This is a genomic window from Kitasatospora sp. NPDC001683 (genome assembly GCF_053596495.1).
The window spans coordinates 41,819-66,857 of the sequence record NZ_JBSFGK010000044.1 but is presented as its reverse complement, the minus strand read 5'-3'; the positions used below and the strand labels follow the sequence as shown (position 1 = coordinate 66,857).

18 protein-coding genes, 2 tRNA genes and 1 pseudogene are annotated in these 25,039 nt (G+C 73.4%); 11 read left to right on the top strand and 10 right to left on the bottom strand.

Translation table 11 applies throughout. From position 1 onward, the window contains the following. Positions 1 to 308, bottom strand: a pseudogene (locus tag ACWCYO_RS23400) (hypothetical protein); the annotation flags it as partial. 96 nt (positions 309 to 404) lie between these two features. On the opposite strand from ACWCYO_RS23400, the gene ACWCYO_RS23395 reads away from it, so the two are divergent. Then, positions 405 to 3,626, top strand: coding sequence for a S41 family peptidase (locus tag ACWCYO_RS23395; RefSeq protein WP_270146803.1), 3,222 nt, complete (start codon positions 405 to 407; stop codon positions 3,624 to 3,626). Between the two features lie 21 nt (positions 3,627 to 3,647). On the opposite strand, the gene ACWCYO_RS23390 is transcribed toward ACWCYO_RS23395, so the two are convergent. Further along, entirely contained in the window at positions 3,648 to 3,863 is a 216-nt protein-coding gene (locus ACWCYO_RS23390) for a hypothetical protein (RefSeq protein ID WP_270146802.1), read from the bottom strand. A gap of 151 nt (positions 3,864 to 4,014) precedes the next feature. Here ACWCYO_RS23390 and ACWCYO_RS23385 point away from each other — a divergent pair, with 151 nt between their 5' ends. After that, positions 4,015 to 4,794 (top strand): phosphoribosyl-dephospho-CoA transferase MdcG domain-containing protein, encoded by a 780-nt coding sequence (locus tag ACWCYO_RS23385; RefSeq protein WP_270146801.1) that lies wholly within the window; start codon positions 4,015 to 4,017, stop codon positions 4,792 to 4,794. 98 nt (positions 4,795 to 4,892) lie between these two features. Here ACWCYO_RS23385 and ACWCYO_RS23380 read toward each other — a convergent pair whose 3' ends face one another. From ACWCYO_RS23380 to ACWCYO_RS23365, 4 genes are all read right to left on the bottom strand, one after another. Continuing rightward, a complete protein-coding gene (locus ACWCYO_RS23380) occupies positions 4,893 to 6,953 on the bottom strand; it encodes a phosphocholine-specific phospholipase C (protein WP_449785286.1) in 2,061 nt (686 codons plus the stop codon). A gap of 193 nt (positions 6,954 to 7,146) precedes the next feature. Next, a complete protein-coding gene (locus tag ACWCYO_RS23375) occupies positions 7,147 to 7,806 on the bottom strand; it encodes a pentapeptide repeat-containing protein (RefSeq protein ID WP_449785285.1) in 660 nt (219 codons plus the stop codon). A 130-nt stretch (positions 7,807 to 7,936) separates the two neighbouring features. Beyond that, entirely contained in the window at positions 7,937 to 8,029 is a 93-nt protein-coding gene (locus ACWCYO_RS23370) for a snapalysin family zinc-dependent metalloprotease (RefSeq protein WP_449785284.1), read from the bottom strand. Positions 8,030 to 8,296: 267 nt separating this feature from the next. Then, the gene (locus ACWCYO_RS23365; protein ID WP_449785283.1) at positions 8,297 to 8,923 is read right to left on the bottom strand and encodes a snapalysin family zinc-dependent metalloprotease; all 627 of its coding nucleotides are present in this window, start codon (positions 8,921 to 8,923) and stop codon (positions 8,297 to 8,299) included. Between the two features lie 235 nt (positions 8,924 to 9,158). Here ACWCYO_RS23365 and ACWCYO_RS23360 point away from each other — a divergent pair, with 235 nt between their 5' ends. Then, on the top strand, positions 9,159 to 10,184 hold the full coding sequence (locus ACWCYO_RS23360) for a LysR family transcriptional regulator (RefSeq protein WP_449785282.1): 1,026 nt from the start codon (positions 9,159 to 9,161) through the stop codon (positions 10,182 to 10,184). Here the strand turns inward: ACWCYO_RS23360 and ACWCYO_RS23355 are convergent. Together ACWCYO_RS23355 and ACWCYO_RS23350 are read right to left on the bottom strand one after the other, a co-directional pair. Beyond that, entirely contained in the window at positions 10,172 to 11,392 is a 1,221-nt protein-coding gene (locus tag ACWCYO_RS23355) for a low temperature requirement protein A (RefSeq protein ID WP_449785281.1), read from the bottom strand. The two genes, ACWCYO_RS23360 and ACWCYO_RS23355, sit on opposite strands and share 13 nt — an antisense overlap. Positions 11,393 to 11,955: 563 nt before the next feature. Beyond that, positions 11,956 to 13,662 carry an ABC transporter family substrate-binding protein gene (locus ACWCYO_RS23350; protein ID WP_270146794.1) on the bottom strand — a complete coding sequence of 569 codons (1,707 nt, stop codon included), beginning with the start codon at positions 13,660 to 13,662 and terminating at the stop codon, positions 11,956 to 11,958. A 343-nt stretch (positions 13,663 to 14,005) separates the two neighbouring features. On the opposite strand from ACWCYO_RS23350, the gene ACWCYO_RS23345 reads away from it, so the two are divergent. The 5 genes from ACWCYO_RS23345 (at position 14,006) to ACWCYO_RS23325 (ending at position 18,937) form a co-directional block, all read left to right on the top strand. Continuing rightward, positions 14,006 to 14,986 (top strand): ABC transporter permease, encoded by a 981-nt coding sequence (locus ACWCYO_RS23345; protein WP_270146793.1) that lies wholly within the window; start codon positions 14,006 to 14,008, stop codon positions 14,984 to 14,986. A gap of 15 nt (positions 14,987 to 15,001) precedes the next feature. Continuing rightward, positions 15,002 to 15,952, top strand: coding sequence for an ABC transporter permease (locus ACWCYO_RS23340; protein ID WP_270146792.1), 951 nt, complete (start codon positions 15,002 to 15,004; stop codon positions 15,950 to 15,952). Beyond that, a complete protein-coding gene (locus ACWCYO_RS23335) occupies positions 15,949 to 18,057 on the top strand; it encodes an ABC transporter ATP-binding protein (protein ID WP_449785280.1) in 2,109 nt (702 codons plus the stop codon). Before ACWCYO_RS23340 ends, ACWCYO_RS23335 begins: the two co-directional genes overlap by 4 nt. 73 nt (positions 18,058 to 18,130) lie before the next feature. Continuing rightward, positions 18,131 to 18,204, top strand: a tRNA-Lys gene (locus ACWCYO_RS23330). Positions 18,205 to 18,277: 73 nt separating this feature from the next. After that, the gene (locus ACWCYO_RS23325) at positions 18,278 to 18,937 is read left to right on the top strand and encodes a GOLPH3/VPS74 family protein (RefSeq protein ID WP_270146789.1); all 660 of its coding nucleotides are present in this window, start codon (positions 18,278 to 18,280) and stop codon (positions 18,935 to 18,937) included. Between the two features lie 70 nt (positions 18,938 to 19,007). Here ACWCYO_RS23325 and ACWCYO_RS23320 read toward each other — a convergent pair whose 3' ends face one another. After that, positions 19,008 to 19,892, bottom strand: a complete 885-nt coding sequence (locus ACWCYO_RS23320; protein ID WP_270146787.1) for an alpha/beta fold hydrolase — start codon at positions 19,890 to 19,892, stop codon at positions 19,008 to 19,010. 134 nt (positions 19,893 to 20,026) lie between these two features. Between ACWCYO_RS23320 and ACWCYO_RS23315 the strand changes: the two genes are divergently transcribed. From ACWCYO_RS23315 to ACWCYO_RS23305, 3 genes are all read left to right on the top strand, one after another. Continuing rightward, positions 20,027 to 20,100 (top strand) — tRNA-Lys (locus ACWCYO_RS23315). A 223-nt stretch (positions 20,101 to 20,323) separates the two neighbouring features. Further along, positions 20,324 to 22,750: a transglycosylase domain-containing protein gene (locus ACWCYO_RS23310; protein ID WP_449785279.1), complete on the top strand. Its 2,427-nt coding sequence runs from the start codon at positions 20,324 to 20,326 to the stop codon at positions 22,748 to 22,750. Between the two features lie 257 nt (positions 22,751 to 23,007). Next, positions 23,008 to 24,084, top strand: coding sequence for an EamA family transporter (locus ACWCYO_RS23305; protein WP_270146785.1), 1,077 nt, complete (start codon positions 23,008 to 23,010; stop codon positions 24,082 to 24,084). Here the strand turns inward: ACWCYO_RS23305 and lepB are convergent. Then, positions 24,047 to 24,958 (bottom strand): signal peptidase I, encoded by a 912-nt coding sequence (gene lepB, locus ACWCYO_RS23300; protein ID WP_449785278.1) that lies wholly within the window; start codon positions 24,956 to 24,958, stop codon positions 24,047 to 24,049. The two genes, ACWCYO_RS23305 and lepB, sit on opposite strands and share 38 nt — an antisense overlap. Positions 24,959 to 25,039: the final 81 nt, after the last annotated feature.

Here is a 25,039-nt window from a genome sequence, read left to right as displayed (position 1 = left end):
GCGCCGCCCTCACCGCGGGAAGGCCCTTCGCGAGAGCGAAGGGCCTTCCGGCGTTTCCGCAGCCACTCGCCCGCTCGCCTCCGGGGCGGGAGCGGATCGTCGGTGACGGCGGTGCCGACCGCGTAGCCGGTGACGGTCTGCCCGGTGGCGGACTCGCTGACGCCGAGGGCGTCGCTCATCCCGGGCAGGACGCCGGCCGGCAGGGTCTCGGTGAGCGCGGTGACGAACACCGCGGTGGCCGGTGCCAGCAGGGCCGGCAGCGGAAGCGCCGGTCGCACGGCGGGGGTCGTGAGCCGTGTGGTCGCCATGGGGCCATGCTCGGACCTCACACGGGTGTCAGGTTCAATGTCCCGGCCGGGGGCGCCCCGGTTGCCGGGGGTGAGGCCCCGTCGAAGGATGGAGGGGTGACCCCGCCCGGCTACCTCCGATACCCCCACCTGCGCGGCGACCTGCTCACCTTCACCGCCGAGGACGACGTCTGGCTCGCCCCGCTGGAGGGCGGGGCCGCCACGACCGGCCGGGCCTGGCGGGTCGGCTGCGACCGCACCCGGGTCAGCCACCCCCGGTTCTCCCCCGACGGCACCACCCTCGCCTGGACCAGCTGGCTCGGCCTGGCCCCCGAGGTGTGGACCGCCCCGGTCGAGGGCGGCGGGGCCCGCCGGCTCAGCTACTGGGGCAGCCAGGACACCCGGGTGCGCGGCTGGCTGCCGGACGGCGAGGTGCTGGCCGTCACCTCCTTCCACGAGCCCTTCAGCCACTACACCTGGGCACACGCGCTGCCCCCGGACGGCTCCCCCGGCCGCCGGATGCCCTGGGGCCCGGTCGGCGACGCCCAGATGAGCCGGGAGCGGACCGTCCTGCTCACCGGCTCCGCCCCGCACGAGCCCGCCGCCTGGAAGCGCTACCGCGGCGGCGCGGTCGGCCGGCTCTGGGTGGACGGCGAACTGATCCTGCCCGAGCACACCGGCCACCTCTCCTCCCCCATGCCGGTCGGCGACCGGATCGCCTTCCTCTCGGACCACGAGGGCATCGGCAACCTCTACTCCTGCCGCCCCGACGGCAGTGACCTGCGCCGGCACACCGACCACGCCTCCTACTACGCCCGCGAGGCCGCCACCGACGGCTCCCGGATCGTCTACCAGCACGCCGGTGACCTCTGGCTGCTCGACGGCCTGGACGCCCCCGCCCCGCGCCGGCTGCACGTGCCGCTCGGCGGCGCCCGGGCCGGCCGCCGCCCGTACCAGGTCAACGCCGCCAACCAGGTCAAGGACCTCGCCTGCGACCACACCGGCCGGGCCGGGGTGATCACCGTGCGCGGCAGCCAGTACTGGCTCACCCACAAGGACGGACCGGCCCGCACGCTCGCCGACACCCCCGGGGTGCGGACCCGGCTGCCGGTGGTGCTCGGGTACACCGGCGAGGCCGCCTGGATCACCGACGCGCAGGGCGCCGACGCGATCGAGGTGATGCCGCTGCCCGGCCACGACGTCCCCCCCGAACTCACGGAGCGGCACCACCACCGGGTGCTCGCCGTCGGCAGGCTCGGCCGGGTCCTGGAGCTCACCGCCTCCCCCGACGGCGCCCGGCTCGCCGTCACCACCTCGGACGGGCGGCTGCTGCTGGTCTCCGCCGCCGACGGCGAGGTCCGCGAGCTCGCCGCCTCCGACTACGGACCGGTCGCCAGCGCCCGGTTCTCCCCCGACTCGCACTGGATCGCCTGGTCCCAGCCGGCCGCCGGGCGCTCGCTGCGCCGGATCCGGCTCACCCGCACCGACGCGCCCGCACCGACCACCGACGTCACCGACGGCCGCTTCGAGGACGAGCAGCCGGTGTTCACCCGGGACGGCCGCTACCTGGCCTTCCTGTCCTGGCGCGGCTTCGACCCGGTCCACGACGTGCACACCGGCGACCTCTCCTTCCCGGTCGGCTGCCGCCCGTACCTCGTCCCGCTCACCGCCGACACCCCCTCCCCGTTCGCCGCGCCCGCCGAGGACGGCGCCCCGCGCGGGGACGGCGGCGGCGACGGCACCGTCCGGGTCGACCCCCAGGGCATCGGCGACCGGCTGCTGCAGTTCCCGGTGATCGCCTCCAAGTACTCGGCCACCGACGCGGTGCGCGGCGGCCTGGTCTGGCTGCGCTGGCCGATCTCCGGCACCCTCGGGCAGACCTTCGTCAGCCCCGAGGACACCTCCGGCCGCCCCTCGCTGGAGTACTTCGACCTGGCCCGGGGCAGCCGCACCACGCTGGTCGACAAGCTGGACGGCTACGCGGTCTCCGGGGACGGCGGCTCGATCGCGGTCTACTCGGCCGGGACGCTGCGGGTCATCCCGGTCGGCGCCCCCTCCGCCGGGACCAGCGTCGACCTGCGCCGGATCACCCACACCGTGCACCCGGCCGCCGAGTGGCGCCAGGCCTACCACGAGGCGGCCCGGATCGTCCGGGACCAGTTCTGGGACGAGCGGATGTCCGGCCTGGACTGGCCCGCGCTGGTCGACCAGTACGAGCCGCTGCTGGAACGGGTCTGCTCACCCGACGACTTCGCCGACCTGCTGCGCGAACTCCTCGGCGAACTCGGCACCTCGCACGCCTACGTCACCCCCTCCCGGCGCGCCGAGGGCCCCACCCTCGCCCAGCAGCCGCTCGGCCTGCTCGGCGCCACCGCCCACCGCTCCCCCGACGGCCGCTGGCTGGTCGACCGGGTGCTGCTCGGAGAGTCCTCCGACCCGCGCGCCCGCGCCCCGCTCGCCGCCCAGGGCGTCCAGGACGGCGACGAGCTGCTGGAGGTCGGCGGCCGCCCGGTGGACCCGGTGCGCGGACCGGGTCCGCTGCTGGCCGGCACCGGCGGCACCACCGTCGAACTGGCCCTGCGCAGCGGCCCGGACGGCCCGGTGCGGCGGATCACGATCACCCCGCTGACCGACGAGCGGGCCGTCCGCTACCAGGACTGGGTCGTCAAACGCCGCGCCCTGATCCGGGAGTTGAGCGACGGCCGGTGCGGCTACCTGCACATCCCGGACCTCGGCGGCTCCGGCTGGGCGCAGTTCAACCGGGACCTGCGGCGCGAACTGGACAAGCCCGCGCTGGTGCTGGACGTGCGCGGCAACGCCGGGGGCAACGTCTCCGAACTGGTCCTGGAGAAGCTCACCCGGCACGTCCTCGCCTGGGACTTCAGCCGCGGCCGCCAGCCGGTCCGCTGGCCCCGGCACGCGCTGCGCGGCCCGCTGGTGGCGCTCGCCGACGAGGCGACCAGCTCGGACGGGGACGTGATCATCGCGGCGATCAAGCTGCTCGGCCTCGGCCCGGTGATCGGCAACCGCACCTGGGGCGGGGTGGTCGGGATGACCGGGCGGCACACCCTGGGCGACGGCACCCAGATCTCGGTGCCGAAGAACGCCTCCTGGTTCAGCGGCGGGCTCGGCTGGTCGGTGGAGAACCGGGGCGTCGAGCCCGACGTGCACGTGCTGCGCACCCCGCAGGACTGGGCCCGGGGGCGCCACCCGGACCTGGTCACCGCCGTCCAGCTGGCCCTGGAGCTGCTGGAGGACGCGCCTGCGGCGGCGCCCCCGCCGGAGTCCACGCCCCGGCCGGACCTGCGGCGCCCGCCGCTGCCGCCGCGGGCGCACTGATGGCACTGAAGGCGTGGGGCCTCAGTCCCAGGGGTCGCCCTCGGCCGTCATGTTCTCGGCGGCCCGGCGGTCGGCCTCCTCCTGGGCGAGCTTCTCCTGGGCCTCCCGGGTCCGCTCGATGTCGTTGCTGTACGCGTCGGCCGCCTCGTCGTGGGCGAGGGCGGCGCGCCGGGCGGCGTCCTCCCCCGTGCTCCCGTGCTGCGGCCACCGGTGGAACAACCTGTCCAAGATGCCCATGACTCCTCCTCCTGAGGGGACGGAACGACGGAATTCCGGGCTGCCCCCACTCTCACACCGGGCACGCACGGATGCACCTTGAGCCCTTGGTCCCGGTGGAACACGTCGAAGGGCCGTGGTCGGGGCCGCCCGGCGGGCGCAAGGTGGCGGTGTGAGGAACTCGACCGAGGAACTGCACGACGGGCCGCGCCGGCGGGTCGGCCCGCTGGCCGCGCTGGACGGGCGGCTGCCCCGCACCCACGACCTGCTGCTGATGCAGTGCCCCAGCTCGCTGCGCCCGCTGACCGGCGGCGAGCTGCCGGACTGGGCGCGCACCGTCCTGCGGGCGCACCCGTGGGTGACGGTCGGCCGGGCGCCCTCGGTGGTCGGCACCCCGGTGGACGTCCCGCGGCCGCGGCGCTGCACCCGCGACCCGGAGGCGGCGCCCGAGCACTGGATCCCGGTGACCACCCGCGGCCCGCGCGCCGGACAGCGGCTGGACGCCCTGGCCCCCTGGGCGGCGGTGGCCCGCACACTGCGCCCCGAACAGCTGGCCGAACGGCGGGCACGGCTCGCCCCCGAGCGGGTGACCGACGTCCCGGCGCTGGCCCTGCTGCCCGAGGTCGGCCGACTGGTCGCGGACCACCGCCTCGCCTGGGGCCCGATCGGCGCGGTCGGCTACGAACTGGGCACCGGCGTCCCGGTCGCCGGGCCGCTCAGCCCGCTGCGGCTGGTGCTGCGCGCCCCGCACCCGATCAGCCGGCGCGACGCGCTGCAGCTGCGGCGGGCGCTGAGCAAGCTGCCGGTGCCGGTACAGGCCGAACTGGAGACCCGCTACGGCGCGGTCCAGCTGGCCGAGTACGCGGCGGGCGTGCACACCTTCACCCTGCTGACGCCGTACGGGCCCCGCGAGGTCCACGACCCGTGGTTCCCGCGCGGCCCGTACGGGTGAGGGGGGAGAGCTCGTTCGGTGGCACCGTCGTCGGCTCCCTCCGGCTCCCGGTGCCCCGGCGCGGCTTCCCGCGCCGGGGCCCGTTCGGGTGAGCCGGGTCAGCCGCTGACGCTGGGCGCGCCCGTCTCCAGGTGGCCGGTGAAGCGTTGCGACCAGCTGCCGTCGACGTTCACCGTGACGGTGAAGTCGTACCAGCCGTTCTGGTAGGCCACGGCGTTGAAGAAGTCGCTGGTGCTGCCGCCGGCCGGGACCTGGTAGGTCCAGGGCCCGTCCGTGCGGTAGTTGTTGGAGGTGATCGTGAAGGTGATCGGGGTGGTGCCGGAGTTGGCCAGCTTGAAGTAGACCGCGAGCTTGCCGGTGCCCGGCTCGACCGCGTAGGAGGCGGTGACGGCGGCGTTCTTGCCCGGCTGGGTGAGGTCGCCGGTGAAGCGGCGCAGGAACCGGTTGGGGCCGACCACGGTCAGGTCGTACTTGCCGTTGCCGAAGCCGTTGGTGCCGCAGTTGAAGAAGTCGGTGACCGGGCTGCCGGAGCCGACGGTGTACTGCCAGGGGCCGCCGCTGCGGTAGGCGTTGGCGTAGGCGGCGAAGTGCGCGGACCGGGCGGCGCCGTCGTTGGACATCTTCAGCCAGACGTGCATGACGCCGCTGGGGTCGGCGTCCCAGTGGTCCAGGTTGGCGTTGGGCTGGTACGGCAGGGCGCGGGCCGGGCGGGTGCCGGGCTCCTGCGCGGGCAGCGCGTTGTTGCCGGGCGAGGGGTTGGGCAGCGGGCCGCAGGTGGACAGGCCGATGGTCTGGGAGGTGTCGGGCAGCGCGGGCATGCCGTACACCGGGTTGGCGAAGTCGAAGACCGAGGTGAGGTCGCCGCAGACCTGCCGGCGCCAGGCGCTGATGTTGGGGCTGGTGGCCGGCTTGCCGATGGCGGCGGTCCACACCTCCAGGAAGCGCAGCACCGAGGTGTGGTCGAAGGTCTCGGAGTTGACCCAGCCGCCGCGGCTCCACGGGGAGACGGCGATCAGCGGGACGCGGAAGCCGAGGCCGATGTTGGTGGAGTTGTAGAACTCGTCCGCGGTGCCGGCGGGCGCCGCCGGTGGCGGGACGTGGTCGAAGAAGCCGTCGTTCTCGTCGTAGTTGATCAGCAGGACGGTGGAGTTGAACACGTTGGGGTCCGCGTTCAGGGCGTCCATCACCAGGTGGACGAAGTGCGCGCCGTCCTCGGGGGTGGCGTAGGGGTGCTCGGAGGACTGCTGGTCGGCGACGATCCAGGAGACCTGCGGCAGGGTGCCGTTCAGCACGTCGGACCTGATCGCGGCGGCGATGTCGTCCGGGGTCCGGCCGGTGACGGCGGGGACGGAGCCCATGCCCTTGACGGCGAGCGGACTGCCGGCCGCGGCGTTGGCGAACTGGCTGAAGTAGGCGAGGGCGTTGTCGCCGAAGTTGTCGTTGGCGTTCTGGTAGACCTTCCAGCTGACGCCGGCGTTCTCCAGCGCCTCGGCGTAGGTCTGCCAGCGCAGGTTGGACTCGGATCCGCCGTCGTAGGCGGGGCCGCCGGCGGTGCCGCTGGGGTCGATCCAACCCGACCAGTGGTAGGTGCGGTTGGGGCCGGTCGCGCTCAGCACCGAGCAGTGGTAGGCGTCGCAGATGGTCCAGTTGTCGGCCAGCGCGTAGTGGAACGGGATGTCGCCGCGCTGCAGGTAGCCGAGGGTGCGGACGGTGCCCTTGGCGGACACCCAGGAGTCCATCTTGCCGCCGTTCCAGGCCTTGTGCTGGTCGGACCAGGCGTGCGAGAGGTCGCCGTTGCACTGCGCCAGGGTCTCCGGGGAGCCGGTGGCGCCCGAGGGGTTGAAGGCCCACGGGTACTGGCGGGCGAACAGGCCGTTCGGCTGGTTGAAGACGCTGTAGCCGCCGGAGATCCGGATGGTGGCCTTGTCGGCGAAGCCGCGGACGCCCTTGAGGGTGCCGAAGTAGTGGTCGAAGCTGCGGTTCTCCTGCATCAGGATCACCACGTGCTGCACGTCGGTGATGGTGCCGGTGGTGCTGAGCGTGGTGGTGGATGCGGTCGCGGCGGCCGCGGTCCCCGCGGCGCCGGTGCCGACCGCCGCGAGACCGGCCGCGGCCGCTCCGGACAGCGTCACGAACTTCCTACGACTCAACTCGGCCATCAGCCCGGTCCGTCCCTTCGCTGGCGATGTTGTGTACACAAGTCGGGGCTCATCAATCGCGGAGCAGTCTCCACCGCGATCGGAGCTGGCCACCAGATGCGTGCAGCAGGGTTGTCGGATTGTTCGTCCGGGTGTCACCGGGCGACGCCGGGCTGAACGCCCGGCTGATCCGTCGGGGAGGAACGGGAGGGGGTCAGCGGTCCTTGACCTCGATTCCCAGCGCATGGGCGAACTGCGGGGCCAGCTCGAGCAGTTGGGTCGAGCTGATGACGGCTCCGCGCAGGCCCTGGTGGCCGTCCGCCAGACCGAGCCGGGCGGCCCCGCGCAGGTCGGTCTTGCTCAGCGTCGCCCCGCGCAGCCGGACCTCCTCCAACGTCGAGCCGGGGAAGGACACCCCGGTCAGCCTGGCCTCGCCGAAGTCCACATCGCGCAGCAGGCAGTCCTCGAAGACGACGTCCCGCAGCACGGCCGCCCGCAGGTTGACCGCCTCCAGCTTGCAGCCGCGGAACACCACCCGGCGCAGCGCGGCGCCGTAGCCCGCGACCCCGGCCAGCACGCCGCCGACGAAGTCGCTGTCCTGCCACTCGGTGTCGCTCAGGTCGCAGGCCACCCAGCGGCCGGCCTGCACCCAGACCTCGTTGAACCGGGCCTGGCGCAGCTTGACCCCGCTGAGCGCGACCCCGGTGAAGGCGCACTCCAGGAAGACGGCGCCGGCACCCGACTCGTCCGTGTGCGCGCCGCCGTCGAAGTGCGTGGTGTCGTACCGCGCGTCGCTGCGCAGCGGACCGGTGTGCGGGCGCAGCAGCTCGGCGTACGGGAGGTCGGCGAGCTGATCGGGGACGGAACGGGGCATGGCGGCGGCACCTTGCGGATCGGGGGCGAACGGGTCTGGCCCGCATGCTCGCACGTGACACCGACATCGCCGCCCGTACGCGCCGCCGGACCGGCCGTGCCGAGCGGCCGGTCCGAGCTCGTCACAGCCGTCAGCCGCGTGCCCGGAGCGAGTTGACCCGACTGCGCTCGGTGCTGTTCGGGTACGGGTTGGTGCAGGACGGGCCGGGGCCGCCGCCGGACATCAGCTCGCTGCACGGGCCGGAGTAGTGGGGGTCCCCGGAGCTTCGGACAGCCCGGCGGCCGCGCGGATGGCGTCAACCCGCGATAGCCCGGCCCAATCCCCCGGCAGCCCTCGGGATTTCGGCGGTCTTTTACTCGTCTTGACCCAGCCATGGCCCTGGCATTCCGTTCCGGGGGCGGCTAGGCTCCCACTCGGGGAAGCACCCGTGCGGCGGCCCGCCCGTTTCCGGCCGGGCGGGCCGCCGCACCCGACTCGCCCTGAGCTCAGGTCAGTTGGGCTCCGCCACGCCGTTCGCCCAGAGCGCGTCGACCTGGGCGCTCTCGATGGCGTCGGGGTGCGCGTTGGTGCAGGACGGGCCGGGACCGTGACCCGACATCAGCTCACTGCACGGACCGGCGTAGTCATCGGGCAGGCCGAGCACGTGTCCGGTCTCGTGGGCGACGATCCGGAGCGAGTAGTACTCCTGGGCCTGCTGGTGGTCGATGAAGATGTAGCCGTGTCCGTGGCCGTCGGTGCTGGCGTACGAGCCGCTGCCGTCGCCCTCGGTGTAGGAGAAGTCGCCGGTGCCGCTGGTCTCCTGGAGCCGGACGTTGTGCACCGAGTTGTTCCAGATCTGCGCGGCGTCGGCGATGTCGCCGGCGAAGGAGGGCGCGCTGGTGGTGTCGTAGGTGACGGTGACGGTCTGCAGCCACGGGTCGGCGGCCTGCCTGGCCCTGGCGGAGGCCAGCACGGCCCGGAAGAACGCCTGGTTGTTCGCGGCCCGCTCGGTCGAACCGGCGTACGTCGATGCGGTGTCGCCGTGCACCGCCGGCGCGGCGACGGCGGTGGCGGGCAGTGCGGCGAGGCCGGCGGCCAGGGCCAGGCCCAGGGCGGCGGACAGCACGGATCGTTTCATGGGGGCTCCGGGTTTCGCGGCGCGCCGACCCGCCGGGGCCGGTGGGGGCCGGGCACGGCGGCGGCGCACAGTGGGGGCCGTCCCGGCGGAGGCCGGGGCGGTGTGCTGTCCGAGCTTCGACCCGTCCGGGCCCGTCGCGGATGATGCCAAGTGGCGATAGCCGGGCCGTATGGCGCGCCGGCTCGACGCCGTGCGGCGCCCCGGCTCGGCGCCGGCGGGCTCGTGATCTCCTGTCATGTCCTTGGCGAGGTGGCTGGGTGACGTCTATGCTCCCGTCGTGGAGCTCGACGTGAGACACCTCCGGGTGCTGTGCGCGATCGCCGACACCGGCAGCCTCCGCAAGGCCGCGCTCCAGCTCGGCATGACCCAGCCCTCCCTCACCACCCAGCTGCACCGGATCGAACGGGCCATCGGCGGAACCCTGTTCACCCGCGAGCAGACCGGCAGCCGGCCCACCGCCCTCGGCCACTCCGTGCTGTCCCGGGCCCGGCCGGTGATCAGCGAGATGGCCGCCCTGGTCGCCGCCGCCCGCCAGGAGGCCCGGGACACCACCGGCCCCGGCCACCAGCGCCGGCTGCGGATCGGCAGCGTCGGCAGCCGGGCGGTCGCCGCCTGGCTGCGCCGGGTGCACGAGCGGCTGCCGGACACCGACACCACCATCCACGTCGACATCTCCGCCAGCGCGCTGCTGCGGATGGTCGCCGCCGACCAGCTGGACGTGGCCTTCGTGTACGAGAGCGAGGGCTTCCCGCTGCGGGTGCCGCCGGGCGCCGAGCACCGGGTGCTGATGGCCCGCGAGCCGCAGTTCGTCGCGCTCGCCGCCGGACACCCGGCCGCCGCCCGGCCGGTCGTCCACCTGGCCGACCTCGCCGAGGACACCTGGATGGTCGACCCGACCGCCGACCACGAGTACGCCGCGATGCGCCGGGTGTTCAGCGAGGCCGGGCTCAACCCCCGGGTGGTGCAGGTGCGGGACAACGCCACCGCCGCCGAACTGGTCGCCTCCGGCGAGGCCGTCCGCCCCTGCCAGCCGACCTCACTGCCCGGCCCCGGCACCGTGGTCCGCCCGGTGCACGGGGACCCGCTGGCCGTCCGGCTGCTGTTCACCTGGCGACCCCGGGTGCTCAGCCCGCCCGCCCTGGACGCGCTGTACGGCGAACTGCGCGCCGCCTACCTGGATCTGGCCAAGGTCAGCCCGGCCTACCTGGACTGGCTGGCGCGGCACGAACCGGTGCTGCTGGAGCGGGTTCAGACCGTCTGAGCCCCGCTCTCCCGGCTCTCCCGGCCGTGGACCAGCACCCCCACCGCGATCAGCAGCGCGCAGACCAGGCCCGCCGCCGGCACGCCGGAACCGCCCAGCGCGGTGCAGGCCAGCACCAGCACCGCCCCGGTCGGCGCCAGCGACTGGGCGAGCGGGCCGCGCTTGGTGTGCCGGGAGTGCAGGTACCAGACGCTGACCAGGTAGACCGCGGTCGGCACGGTGACCGCCGCGGTGGCGGCCGCCTCGGAGATCTCCGTCTTGTGCACGGCCGACTCCACCGCCACCTCCAGCCCGGTGCCGATCGCCGCCGCCGAGCCGAACACCAGGTAGTGCCCGTAACCCCAGGCGAAGGCCTGCCGGTTGGAGCGCAGGTGCTCGTGGACGGGCCGGGCGAAGTAGATCCACCAGGCGGCGAAGCAGATCAGCAGCCCGCCGACCGCCACCGGCACCAGCCGGCCCAGCCCCTCGTGCTCGTCCACCGCCGACTGCACCGCCACCGTCGCGGCGGCCACCGTCTCGCCGAGCACGATCAGGGTGAACAGCCCGTACCGCTCGGCGATGTGGTGCGGGTGCCAGGAGGTCTGCATCCGCAGTTCGGCGACCACCGGCACGGCCAGCTCGCACAGCACGCCGATCGGGATGACCACCGGCCGGGCGGCGTCCGGCAGCAGCAGCACCACCACCCAGCCGACCTGGCAGACCGTGATCCCCACCGCGTAGCGCAGCGCGACCCGGCGCGCCTCGCCCTGCTCGGCGGCCGCCGCGCGCAGCCACTGGGTGACCATCGCCAGGCGCATCACCACGTAGCCGGTGATCGCCAGCGCCAGGTCCTGGGTGGCGAACAGCCGCGGCACCCCGGCGGCGAGGATCAGCACACCGGCGATCTGCACCAGCGTGGTGATCCGGTACGGCACGTCGTCGCAGTCGTACGCGGAGGCGAACCAGGTGAAGTTCATCCACGCCCACCAGATCGCGAAGAAGGCGAGCGCGTAGCCGCGCAGGCCCTCGCCGTAGTGCCCGGCCGCGAGGGAGTGGGCGAGTTCGCGCCCGGCCTGGCCGACCGCGACCACGAAGCAGAGGTCGAAGAAGAGTTCCAGCGGGGTGGCGACCCGGTGCGGCTCGTCGCGGTCGCGCGGGACCATCCGGCGCACCGGGGGCGGGTCGACGTGCTGCGCGCGCGGCGCCGCTTCGGCGGGGTCACTGGCCATCGGTGCTGCTCCGGGGTTCGGGGAGGGACTCGCCGTCCCGCATCCTGGCAGCGGTCCGGTCCCGGTGCACGCACCGGCACGGCGCCGGTGCGTGCGTGCTCCCGTGTGGTGTCGGCCCACGCGCCGGCCCGTTCGTCAGCCGGTGCGCCAGCCCGTGCGTCAGCGCGTGCTCCAGCGCGTGCGTCAGGTGCGGCAACCACGTTCATGGGCGCCCCGGGCACGATGCCTCCGTATGTCCCTTTTTTCCTTGCTGTCAGCGACAGTTGACGCTTGGGTGCGCGAAGTGGGTGACAGCGCGGCGGGTTTCCGGGCGTGCCCCGCGCGCTGCGCCGCGACCGGCCGCGACGCCCCGCTAGATTCTCCCCCGGTTGGAAGCGAGCGCGGGCCCCTGCGGGGCCCCACGACACGGGCGGCCTGCGGGCAACGCGGAAGGTCAAGGCGGGTGGCAGGACACTGGGGGCGGCGAAGCCGGCCCACCCGTGTCCGCACCACCGGCCTCGTGATCACCGCGCTGCTCGCCAGCGCCTGCCGTGCGGTCGCCCTCGCCTCTTCCGCGGCCCGGGCTACTTCTCCCAGCCGACCTTGCTGTAGTCCTCGCTGCCCAGGCCGAAGGCGCCGTAGTTGGCGAGCCCCTTGCGGACCGCCACCACGACCGGCCGCTGGTAGAGCTCGACGGTGTGGCCGAGCTCCCAGATCTTCGCGTCCGCCTGGTTGTAGAGCTTCGCGGCATCCGCCGGGTCGACCGTTCCGGCCGCCTTCTTCAGCAGGTCGTCGATCTCCTGGCTGCCCAGGCGGGACGGGTTCTGGAAGGAGTTGTCGCCCACCGGCAGGCGGAAGTTGGCGAGGCTCTTGGAGTTCGGGAACGAGTCGGTGTTGCGCCAGCTGGCGACGTCGAACTTGCCCGGGGTGACGTACTTGGCGAAGAAGTCGTTGGCGGCCACCTTGTCCAGGTCGACCTTGACCCCGGCCGCCTGCCACATCGCCGCCGCCGCGGTGGCGAGGTCGAGCTGGGCCTGCTGGGTGCCGTCGCTGAGCACCCAGTGCAGCTCCAGCGGCTGCCCGTCCTTGGTCCGCGGCTGACCGCTGCCGGCCTCCTTCCAGCCGGCGTCGTCCAGCAGCTTCTTGGCGGCCGCGAGGTCGAACTTGGCCCAGTCGCCGGAATTGTCCTGGTAGCCGGTCTGGTTGGGCATGATGATGTGGTTGCCGAGCGGCTTGAACTCCACCGGCACCCCGTTGTTGGCGATCTTGATCAGGGCCGAGCGATCGAGCGCCCTGCCGAGCGCCTGGCGGACCTTCTGGTCCGCCAGCGCGCCGTTGCCACCGAACGAGATGTGCACCTCGTCCCACGGGCTGGCGGCCCGGATCGCGGTGTCCTTGGCGTTCTTGAGCTGCCCGTACGCGGCCGCGGTGCCGGCCGAGGCGAGGTCGATCTCGTTGTTGAGGTACGCCTGGATGCTCGCCGACTTGTCCATCACCCGGAAGGTGATCTTGTCGAGCTTGGGCTTGGTCCCCCACCAGGCCGGGTCCGGGACCAGGCTGAGGGTCTGCGCGGTCTTGTCCGCCGTCCCGATCCTGAACGGGCCGGCGGTGATCGGGATCTTCTCCACCCAGCCCTTGTTGAAGTCGTCCGGGGTGGCGATGCCGGCCGCCGGGATCAGCGGGCGGAACAGGTTCTGCCAGTCCGCGTACGGCTGGGCGAAGGTGACCTTCACCTCGGTCGGGTCGGCGCCCTGTTCGACCGCGGAGATCAGCTCGTAGCCGGACGGGTCGGCGATGTTGTACGCCGGGTCCTTGCCGTTGCTGCTCTGCCAGTCGGCCTTGAAGTCCAGGTAGCTGAGCGGCTTGCCGTCCGACCACTTGGCCTTGGGGTTCAGCTTGTACGTGATCACCTGCGGCGAGGTCGAGGTGACCTTGGCCTCCACCAGGTAGTCCGGGTTCGGCTGGAAGGTGCCGGAGGCGTCGGTGCCGAACAGCGAGGGCTCCACGGTGCGGATCAGGTTCACCGTGTCGGTGTAGCTGCCGCCGTCCACCTGGAGCGGGTTCCACTGGGTGATCCACTGGTCCAGTGCGAAGCGCACCTCGCCGCCGTCCTTGATCTGGTCCAGCGGCTTGGCGTTGATGTCCTGGGAGTCCTGTCTCGGCGGCTCGCTCTTGGCCACGTCGCCGCCCGAGCCGCCCCCGCCGGAGGTGCACGCGGTGACCGCCAGCGCGACGGCGACGGCGAGGGCGGCCGCCCGGCCGAGGCGGCGGGCCGAGGTGGAAGCGTCCATGAGGGTCCCCCTGATGAGGTCTGCGAAGCGGGAGTTGGGGCGCGACAGGCATGACTTGGCTTGAGCATGGGCACTCAATCCGGCACCGAGCCAGAGGAACGTAACAGCGGATCAGATCCGCCACCAGGGGGAGGAACGCACACCTGATCCAAAAGTCACGTGCGGCAATCCGGCCGCAACACCACGGTGCTTCACTCTGACCTGCGGGTTCACCGACAGCCCTGCCTGGCGCCAACTGCACCGCTCTCCCCGCCACCTGACGCCCCGACCGGGCCCCGACCGAAGGCCACCAGCCGATGCCCACCAGACGCGTCGACCCCGCCCCCACCCCGGACGGGCGCTGATGCTCCGCTACCTGGCGAAGCGCTTGAGCTACTACGCGGCGCTGCTGATCGCCGCCGTGTTCCTGGCGTACGCGATCTCCGCGAGCGCCCTGCAGCCGCGCACCTACTTCGACGCCAAGGTCCCCCGCCCGTCGGCCGAATCGGTCGAGCGCCAGCTCACCGCGCTCAACCTGAACGACCGGACCCCGGTCGTCGAACGCTTCGGCCACTGGGCCGGCGGCCTGCTCCACGGCGACCTCGGCCGGACCATCCACGACACCCCGGTCAACGACGACTTCGGCCGCCGGGTCTGGGTCTCGCTGCGGCTGCTGCTGATCGGCAGCCTGCTCGGCGCGGTCCTCGGCGTCGCCGCCGGGGCGTGGAGCGCCGTGCGCCAGTACCGGATCTCCGACCGGGTGCTCACCGTGCTGTCCTTCGTGCTGCTCTCCACCCCGGTCTTCCTGGTCGCGCTGTTCCTCAAGAACGGCGCGATCGCCGCCAAGGACGCGGCCGGCCACGAGGTCGTCCCGTTCACCGGCTACGAGACCCCCGGACTGGCCGGCGGCCTCGGCGCCCACCTCGCCGACTGGGCGCTGCACCTGCTGCTGCCCACCGTCTCGCTCGCCCTCGGCGGCCTCGCCACCTACAGCCGCTACCAGCGCGGCACCATGCTCGACGTGCTCGGCTCCGACTACCTGCGCACCGCCGAGGCGAAGGGCCTCACCCGCCGCAGGGCCCTGCTCAAGCACGGGCTGCGCACCGCCGTGATCCCGATGTCGACCATGTTCGCCTACAGCTTCCTGGGCATCTTCACCGGCGCGATCTTCACCGAGACGATCTTCGGCTGGCACGGCATGGGCGAGTGGCTGATCCAGTCGATCAACGAACAGGACGTCAACTCGGTGGTGGCGATCAACCTGTTCACCGCCGTCGTCGTGCTCGCCTCCGGCTTCCTGGCCGACACCCTGCACGCCGCCCTCGACCCGCGCGTGCGGTCCTGACCGGAGTGAGCTGAGATGACCGTCGTCGCTGCCGAACCCGCATCTTCCTCCACTCCCGCCGGACGGCCGCGGGCCACCGGGCGGGGCCGGCTCGTACTGGCCCGGCTGCTCGCCGCCCGCGGCGCCGTCGCCGGCACCGTCCTGATCCTGCTGCTGTTCGCGCTCGCCTTCGGCGGCCCGTACCTGACGCCCTGGGACTACGCCACCCCCGACTTCACCGCGCTGCACCAACCCCCCTCCGCCGCGCACTGGTTCGGCACCAACGGGGTCGGCCAGGACGTGTTCGCCCAGACCGTCCGCGGGCTGCAGAAGTCGCTGATCATCGGCCTGCTGGTGGCCCTGTTCTCCACCGTGCTGGCCTCGCTGGTCGGCGCCTGCGCCGGCTACTTCGGCGGCTGGACCGACCGGGCGCTGATGTTCCTGGTCGACCTGATGCTGGTCTTCCCCAGCTTCCTGATCATCACCGTGCTCTCGCCCCGGCTGCGCGGCAGCGGCTGGATCGCCTTCGTGCTGCTGCTCGCCCTGTTCAACTGGATGATCACCGCCCGGGTGGTCCGCTCGATGACCGTCTCCCTGCGCGAGCGCGAATTCGTCCGCGCCGCACGGTTCATGGGCGTCCGGCCACTGCGGATCATCAGCCGGCACGTCCTGCCGAACGTCGCCTCCTTCCTGATCGTCGACGCCACCATCGCGGTCGGCGGCGCGGTGATGAGCGAGACCGCGCTCTCCTACTTCGGCTTCGGCGTCCGGCCGCCGGACGTCTCGCTCGGCACCCTGCTCGCCGCCGGGACCACCGAAGCCCCGGTGTTCCCCTGGATGTTCTACTTCGCGGCCGGGCTGCTGGTGCTGTTCGTGCTCGCCGTCAACCTGGTCGGGGACGGGCTGCGCGACGCCCTCGACCCCACCGCCGGGGGCGCTCCCCGTCGCGCCCGTCGGTCCCGTCGTTCGTGGAGGAAGCCCAAGTGACCACCGCCGTCGAGACCCCGCTGCTCGCCGTCCGGGACCTGCGGGTGGACTTCGCCGGCCCGCACGGCCCGGTGCCCGCCGTCCGCGGGGTGGACCTCACGCTGCGCCGCGGCGAGACCCTCGGCATCGTCGGCGAGTCCGGCTCCGGGAAGTCCGTCACCGCGCTGTCGGTGCTCGGGCTGCTGCCGGGCACCGCCCGGGTCGGCGGCTCGGTCCGCCTCGACGGCCGGGAACTGGTCGGCCTGCCCGGGAAGGAGCTCGCCGCGATCCGCGGCCGCCGGGTCGCCATGGTCTTCCAGGACCCGCTGTCCGCCTTCACCCCGGTCTACCGGATCGGCGACCAGATCGCCGAGGCGGTCCGGGTGCACCAGCCGGTCGACAAGGCCACCGCTCGCCGCCGGGCCGCCGAACTCCTCGACCTGGTCGGCATTCCGGCCCCCGACCGGGCCCTGGACAGCTTCCCGCACGAGTTCTCCGGCGGCATGCGCCAGCGCGCGATGATCGCCATGGCCATCGCCAACGAGCCCGACATCCTGCTCGCCGACGAACCCACCACCGCCCTGGACGTCACCATCCAGGCCCAGGTGCTGGACGTGCTGCGCACCGCCCGGGAGGAGACCGGCGCGGCCCTCGTCCTGGTCAGCCACGACCTCGGGGTGATCGCCGGTGCGGCCGACCGGGTCGCCGTGATGTACGCGGGCCGGGTGGTCGAGACCGCCGGCGTGGACGAGCTGTTCGCGGCCCCGCGCCACCCCTACACGCTCGGCCTGATCGGCGCGCTGCCCCGGCTGGACGGGCGCGGCGGTCCGCTCGTACCCATCCCCGGCGTCCCGGCGCCGATGGCCGAACTGCCGCCCGGCTGCCCGTTCGCCGCGCGCTGCCCGCTGGCGGAGGAGCGCTGCTCGACGGCGGAGCCTCCGTTGAACGCGGAGCCTCGGTTGAGCGGGGAGCCTCCGTTGAGCGCGGAGCCTCCGTTGAGCGGGGACGAGGGGCATCAGGCCGCCTGCGTGCGGTCGGCGGAGCTGGCCGAACGGCGGCCCGCGCCGAGCGAGGTGTACCCCGTGCCCGAGCTGCCGGCCGGCCCCTCCGGCGGGGACCGCTCCGGACGGACCCCGGTGCTGTCGGTGAGCGGGTTGGGAAAAACGTTCCCGCTGCTCAAGGGAACGGTGTTCAAGCGCAAGGTCGGCGAGGTCTACGCGGTGGACGGCGTGGAACTGGACCTGCGGGAGGGCGAGACCCTCGGCCTGGTCGGGGAGTCCGGCTCTGGCAAGTCCACCACGCTGTTCGAACTGCTGAAGCTGGGCGCCCCGGAGACCGGCCGGATCGAACTGCTCGGCCGCGACACCGCCGAACTCACCCGGACCGAGGTCCAGCGGCTCCGGGCCGAACTGCAGATCGTGTTCCAGGACCCGATGGCCAGCCTCGACCCCCGGATGCCGGTCGGCGACGTCGTCGCCGAACCCCTGCGTGCCCAGCGCACCCCGCGCGAGGAGATCGCCCGCCGGGTACCCGAACTGCTGCGCCAGGTCGGCCTCGACCCGGAGCACGCCGTCCGCTACCCGCACCAGTTCTCCGGCGGGCAGCGCCAGCGGATCTCCATCGCCCGGGCGCTCGCCGTCCGGCCGAAGCTGCTGGTGCTGGACGAACCGGTCTCCGCCCTGGACGTCTCGATCCAGGCCGGCGTGCTCAACCTGCTGCAACGGCTCAAGGCCGAGCTCGGGCTGTCCTACCTGTTCGTGTCGCACGACCTCTCGGTGATCCGGCACCTCGCCGACCGGGTCAGCGTGATGTACCTCGGACGCACGGTCGAGCAGGGCGAGGTCTCCGCCGTCTTCGACCGACCCCGCCACCCCTACACCCGGGCCCTGCTCTCCGCCGTCCCGCTGCCCGACCCGGCCGCCGAGCGCGCCCGCGACCGCATCCTGCTGGCCGGGGACCCGCCCTCCCCCACCGAGCGCCGCACGGGCTGCGCCTTCCGCACCCGCTGCCCGCTCTACGCCCGGCTCCGGGACGCGACGGCCCGGGCGCGGTGCGAGCGGGAGCGGCCGACGCTCGACGGCTTCGACGGGGTGGATCAGCAAGCGGCCTGCCACCACCCGCAGTGATCGCGGTGGGTGACCGTCCGAATACGATTCGGCGGATCGGGCCGGCGCCGTGTACTGTCTTCCACGTCAGCAAGCGCCGCTAGCTCAGTTGGTTAGAGCAGCTGACTCTTAATCAGCGGGTCCGGGGTTCGAGTCCCTGGCGGCGCACATGGCAAGGTCTCAGGCCGTCCACTCCGGTGGGCGGCCTGAGGCGTTTCCGGGGCGGGTAGACCTTCCCACCATGACCTCCTCCGACCCCCGCCCGCTGGCCGAGGAACTGTTGCTGCTCTGCGCCGATCCGGCGTCCGGGCACCTGCGCTCCCCGACCGCCTTCCCGACCGCGATCGCGGGCGCCGTCCTCGCCGAGCTGCAGCTGACGGGCACCATCACCGTCGAGGACCGCCGGATCACCGCCTTCCGGCCGTCCGGCGACCACGACGAACTCGCCGCCAGGGTGCTGACCGAGCTGGAACGGGCGGGCAAAAGCCGCCGCCGGACCACCCTCGACCACGCGCTGGCCACGCTCCGCTACCGCAGCGGCCCCCGGCGGTACCTGGACCGGCTGACCGAGCAGGGCGTGCTCACCGTCCGCACCCCCGGTTTCCTCGGACTGCCACGCCGCCGCTGGACCGCCGTCCGGCCGGACGCCGGGGCGCTGATCGCCGAACGCGTGGCGGCGACGCTCGCCCGGACCGCCGACTCCGGCCCGACCACCGGCTCGGAGCAGCGGGACCACCAGCTGGCCGGGCTGATCGGGACGACCCACCTGGAGCGCCGGCTCTACCCGGGAACGGCGGGCGAGCCGACCCGGCGCGCGGTGCGGCAGCTCGCCCACAGCCTGCCGGTCCCCCAGGCCGTGAACCGGGCCGCGGCCCGGCGGAGAAGGGCGATGAGCAGTTGACGGCCGAGGCCCCCCGACCGCCCCGGACCGTCCCTGGTCACCCCTGACCGCTCCTGACCGCTCCGGGGCCTCAGCCCGTGTCCAGTACGGCGGAGGCCACCGCGTCCGGGCGGTCGAACATCACCAGGTGCCCGGCCGGGGCCGTGGTCCGGTAGTCGGCCCCGAGCAGCGTCGCGAGCTCCCGCTGCCGGGCCAGCCAGGACTCGGTGCGGCCGGTCCGGCAGCCGTCGTCGGCGGCCAGCACGGTGACCGGCAGGTCCTCGCGCAGCGGCCGGGTGCGCCGCAGTTCCTCCAGCTCGGCGGCCATGTCGAGGTAGCGCCAGTTCTCCCGGAGCATCGCGCGCAGGGCCCGGCCGGTGCGGTAGCAGTGCCGGACCAGCGGCGCCGGGGCGAGGTCCTCGCGGCGGACGGTGGACAGCCGGGCGGTCATCCGGCGGGCGGTCGGGCCGAGCAGGTACGGCACGGCGAGGGCGGTCGCGGCGCCCGCCAGCGCCCGGGCCGCCAGGTCCCGTGCGGCGGGCGCCGGGTGGGGGCGGGCCTGCGGTTCGACGCTGGCGTCGACCAGGACCAGCCCGGCGGCCCGCTCGGGGTGCAGCCGGGCGAGGGCCTCCACGTGGAAGCCGGCGAGCGAGTGGCCGACCAGGGTGCAGGGCCCGCCGAGGCCGAGGCCGTCCAGCACCGCGCGGATCCGCTCGGCCTCCCCGGCCGCCGTCGGGGCGGGCCGCCCGGTGGCCGGCTCGGCGGCGCTCAGCCCGTAACCGGGCCGGTCGAAGCGGACGACGGTGCGGTAGGGGGTGAGGAAGGGGACGACGAGGTCCCAGTCGAACCAGCTGCTGCCGAGACCGCCGGTGAGCAGGCAGACCGGGCCGCTGCCCTCGGTGCGGACGTGCAGCGGGACGCCGTCGATGCGCAGGAAGCACGCCCGGACGGCGGGGCTGGTCGGGCCGGTGGGCACGGTTCCACCCTAGTCGGCGGCGAAACTCCTCCCCAAACGGGAGGAAACGGGCGCCGGGGCGCCCGGGGCGCCGGGTGGAGCGGGCGTGGTTCGAGGCACCCCTCGGAAGCGTGTATTGTTTTCCAGGTCAGCAGGCGCCGCTAGCTCAGTTGGTTAGAGCAGCTGACTCTTAATCAGCGGGTCCGGGGTTCGAGTCCCTGGCGGCGCACAGACGGTTGGGGAGCCTCTCGCAGCAGCGAGGGGCTCCCCGATTTTTTGGCCCTCGACGTCCGTTTTGCGTGTGATGTCGGTCTCGATTGCCGTTCCGGCGGAGCCATTGGGCCCGCCCGGCTCGTCCTGGGCAGTAAACCGGAATCGGGACAGAGGTCCCCAACCGCCGATGTCCCCGTCTGTGCAGGCTGGCCCGGTCCGCCCGCAGGAAAGGCCGCGCCTTGTTCCGAAACGCCCAGAGCGGCCGCCGCACGCCGTCGATCGGCCTCCGGCCGGTCAAGCGGCTCAAGCGCTCCACCACCACGGCACCCGGCGGCAGGAAGCCGCGCCGTCCCAAGCGCACCGGCTGGCGCCGGCTGATACCCACCTGGCGGATGACCCTGCTCGGCTTCGCCACGGCGCTGCTGCTCGGGGTCGGCCTGTTCGCGCTCGGCGTCGCGCTGGTGAAGGTCCCGGACGCGCACGCCGCCGCGACGGCGCAGAGCAACACCTGGCTGTACGCCGACGGCTCGGTGATCACCCGCACCGGCCAGACCAACCGGCAGAACGTCGGCCTGGACAAGGTCTCCCCCGCCGCCCAGCACGCCGCGCTGGCCGCCGAGGACCGCAACTTCTACAACGAGGGCGCCGTCAACGTCCAGGGCCTGGTCCGGGCAGCCCTCAACACCGCCAAGGGCGAGGGCACCCAGGGCGGCTCCACCATCACCCAGCAGTACGTGAAGAACACGTACCTGAACCAGAAGCAGTCGATCACCCGCAAGGTGAAGGAACTCTTCATCTCGATGAAGGTGGACGCCACCGAGAGCAAGGACGACATCCTCTCCGGCTACCTCAACACCTCCTACTACGGCCGCGGCGCGTACGGCATCCAGGCCGCCGCCCAGGCGTACTTCGGCATCGACGCCTCCGCGCTCAACCCGGCCCAGGGCGCCTACCTGGCCACCCTGCTGAACGCCCCGAGCGCCTACGACGTGGCCACCGCGACCCCGGCGGGCAAGCAGAACGCCGTCAACCGCTGGAACTACGTCATGGACGGAATGGTCAAGGAGGGCTGGATCTCCGCCGACGAGCGGGCCAGGACCACCTTCCCGGACGTCAAGGACCCGCAGCCCAACCCGGGCCTGTCCGGCCAGTCCGGCTACCTGGTGGACGCGGCCACCCAGTACCTCACCTCGAACAACGTCATCAGCGAGACCGAGCTGGCCAAGGGCGGCTACACGATCAAGCTGAGCATCGACCCGACCCGCCAGCAGGCCCTGCAGGACTCCGTCCAGGCGCAGCTGCACGACACCCTGAACCCGGACAAGCGGAAGAAGGACGCGGCCGCCCAGGCCGGCGCCGTCTCGGTGGACCCGAAGACCGGCGCGGTCGTCGCCCTGTACGGCGGCGTCGACTACGTGAAGCACTACGTCGACAACGCCACCCGGCGCGACTACCAGGCCGGTTCGACCTTCAAGGCGATCGCGCTGGCCGCCGCCTTCGAGAACGACGCCAAGACCCAGGACGGCCGGACCGTCACCCCGCACACGATCTACGACGGCACCAGCGGCCGCAAGGTCCGCGGCGGCAAGGGCACCCCGTACGCGCCGCCGAACGAGGGCGACAGGAGCTACGGCCAGATCAGCCTCCAGCAGGCCACCGACTGGTCGGTCAACTCGGCCTTCGCCCAGCTCGCGCAGGACACCGGGCTGCAGAAGGTCAAGGACACCGGCATCGCCCTGGGCCTGCCCGGCAACACCCCGGGGCTGGACCCGGTGCCGTCCATCCCGCTCGGTGCGGCCACCCCGAGCGTGCTCGACATGGCCGGCGTCTACGCCACGCTGGACAACGGCGGCAAGCAGATCACCCCGTGGCTGGTGCAGTCGGTGGACCGGGGCGGCGAGGCCGTGGCGCTGCCCGCGCACAAGACCACCCAGGCGATCAGCGCGGACACCGCCAACCAGGTCACCTCGATGCTCCAGGGCGTGGTGAGCGACCCGGGCGGCACCGGCTGGCGAGCCAAGGCACTGGGTCGTCCGGTGGCGGGCAAGACCGGTACCACCGACGACCAGAAGTCCGTCTGGTTCGTCGGCTACACCCCCGAGCTGGTCACCTCGGTCGCGCTGTTCGGCCAGGACCCGGCCACCGGCGCCCAGGTCAGCCTGAGCGGCGTCGGCGGGATCGACGGCGCGGCGGGCGGCCAGTACCCGGCGCAGATCTGGACCAGCTACATGAAGGCCGCGCTCAAGGGCCAGCCGGTGAGCGACTTCCCGACCCCGGCGGACGACGGCGACTCCTCGGGCGCCACCGACCTGCCGACCACCCCGAGCACGCCGAGCGGCACCCCGTCGACCAGCGCCACGCCGAGCACCGGCGCGGGCAACCAGGGCGACGCCTCGGGCGCGAACTCCTCGGGCGGCACGGGTTCCGGCTCCGGTGCCGGCCCAGGTGCCGGTTCCGGTTCCGGTTCCGGCGGGAACGGCACCGGGTCGGCCACGGGCCCGACCGGGCAGCCGACCACCCAGCCCACCTCGCGGCCCACCGGCCGGCCGACCTCCCGGCCGACGCCGACCACCCAGCCGACCACGGGCCCGACCGGGCAGCCGACCACCCAGCCCACCGGCGGGACGGACGCGCTTACGGGGGCCGGGGCGGCGGCCGGGGGCTGATCGGGGCCGGGGCCGGGGCCGGATCAGGCTCCGGCTGGATCGGGCCCGCGCCGGACAGGCCCGCGCCGGACAGGCCCGCGCCGGATCGGCCTTCCGGGCGAAGTCGTCGACGCGGATCACTGGCACGGGCCGGATCACCGACGGGGTCGGTGGTCCGGCCCGCTCGGGTGAGCGCGCCGTTGCGGACAGTTGAGACCAGGACCAAATGACGAAATGGCGCCTTACCGAAGCATCGGTATGACTGTCACAATGCGCCAGTGCACAGATCAACGGCCTCGCCCACCCACCCTTCGGGCAGAACCCTCGGCCTCGGCCTCGCGCTGGTCTCCGCCTTCGCGTTCGGTGGCTCCGGTACCGCGGCCAAGCCGCTGATCGAGGCCGGACTCTCCCCCCTGCACGTGGTCTGGCTCCGGGTCACCGGTGCGGCCGTGGCCCTGCTGCCGGTCGCCTACCGGCACCGGGACGCCGTCCTGCGCCGCCCCGGCCTGCTGCTCGGCTTCGGCCTGCTCGCCGTGGCCGGCGTCCAGGCCTGCTACTTCGCCGCGATCTCCCGCATCCCGGTCGGCGTCGCCCTGCTCATCGAGTACCTCGGGCCGCCGCTGCTGATCGGCTACGTCAGGTTCGTGCAGCGCAAGCCCATCAGCCGGGGCGCGGCCGTCGGCGCCGGCGTCGCGGTGGCCGGGCTGGCCTGCGTGGTGGAGGTCTGGAACGGCCTCGGCTTCGACGCGCTGGGCGTGCTGTTCGCCCTCGGCGCGGCCTGCTGCCAGGTCGGCTACTTCCTGCTCGCCGACGCCGGCCGCCGGGGCGAGCGCCCGGTCGACCCGCTGGCCGTCAGCGCGTACGGGCTGCTGATCGGCGCCGTCCTGCTCACCGTCCTCACCCGGCCCTGGCAGGCCGACTGGAGCCTGCTCGGCGGGTCCGTGGTGATGAACGGGCAGAGCCTGCCCGCCCTGGTCCCGGCCGCCTGGATGGTGCTGATCGCGACCGTGCTCGCCTATCTGACCGGCGTGGTCTCCGTCGGGTACCTCTCGCCGCCGGTCGCCGGGGTGGTGGCCAACCTGGAGGCGGTGGTCGCCACGGTGCTCGCCTGGGTCCTGCTCGGCGAGCACCTCGGGCTGCCGCAGGTCGCGGGCGGCCTGCTGGTGCTGGCGGGCGCCTTCGCCGCGCAGACGAGCAAGCCGTCGGCGGTGGAGGCGGGGGCTGAGCCTGGGACAGGGGCAGGGGCTGTTGTCTCCGGGGCCACTGCTTCCAGTGCCATGGCGGCCCGGGAGCGGGTGGGCGCCGGCGACCCCGGGGTCAGCGGCCGGTCCAGCCGAACCAGTCGAGGTGACTGACCGGCCACACCACGGCCGACACCGGGCCGACCACGTTGCCCACCGGCACGGCGCCGCCGCCCGGGCCCTGCCGGTGCCAGCGGGAGTCCGCCGAATCGCTGCGGTGGTCGCCCTCGACCCAGATGTAGCCCGAGGGCACCTTCACCGGGCCGAAGTCCATGCCCGCGCAGGAGTCGTCACCGGGGTGCAGGTACGGCTCGTCGACCTTCCTGCCGTCGACGGTCAGCGTGGTGCCCGCGCACTGCACGGTCTGGCCGCCGGTCGCGATGACCCGCTTGACCAGGTAGTTGTCGTCCTTCGGCGGCACCAGCCCGACGAAACTCAGCACCGAGCTCACGGCGTTGGTGAACGGGTTCGGGTCGACCGGCTGCGGCGGCAGCCAGTTCCCCGGGTCCTTGAACACCACCGGCTGCCCCTGCTCCGGCTTCCAGCCGGTCAGCGGCGCGAGCTTGTTCACCCCGACCCGGTCGCCGATCCGCAGGGTGTTCTCCATCGACCCGGACGGGATGGTGAAGACCTGGAACAGGCAGGTCTTGATCAGCAGCGCGACCACCAGCCCGACCGCCGCCATCACCGGCAGCTCGACCCACCACGGCCGGGGACGGCGCCCGGCCCGACGGGCCTTGCGACCGCGCGAACCGTCGGCCCGGCGGCGCGCCCCGGCCCGGCCTCCGGGTGCGTCCCCCCGGGCGGCATGCTCGTGCGGACCGCGCCGGTTGTACGGACCGTTCCCGCTGTGCGGACCGTTCTCGTGCGGGCTGCTCGGGCCGCGCGGGGCCTGCGGGGTGTTCTGGGCGTCCCGGGCGGTTGGTACGCCGGATTCGGCGGGTTCGCTGGGAGCTCCGCCGGACGTTCCGGGCAGGTTCACCGCCATCGTCGCTGCTCCACCTCTCCGGCTGGGGAAAGTTGCACGCTACGCCAACCGGGGAGCCTCACGAAATCCGGCTTTTAGCCG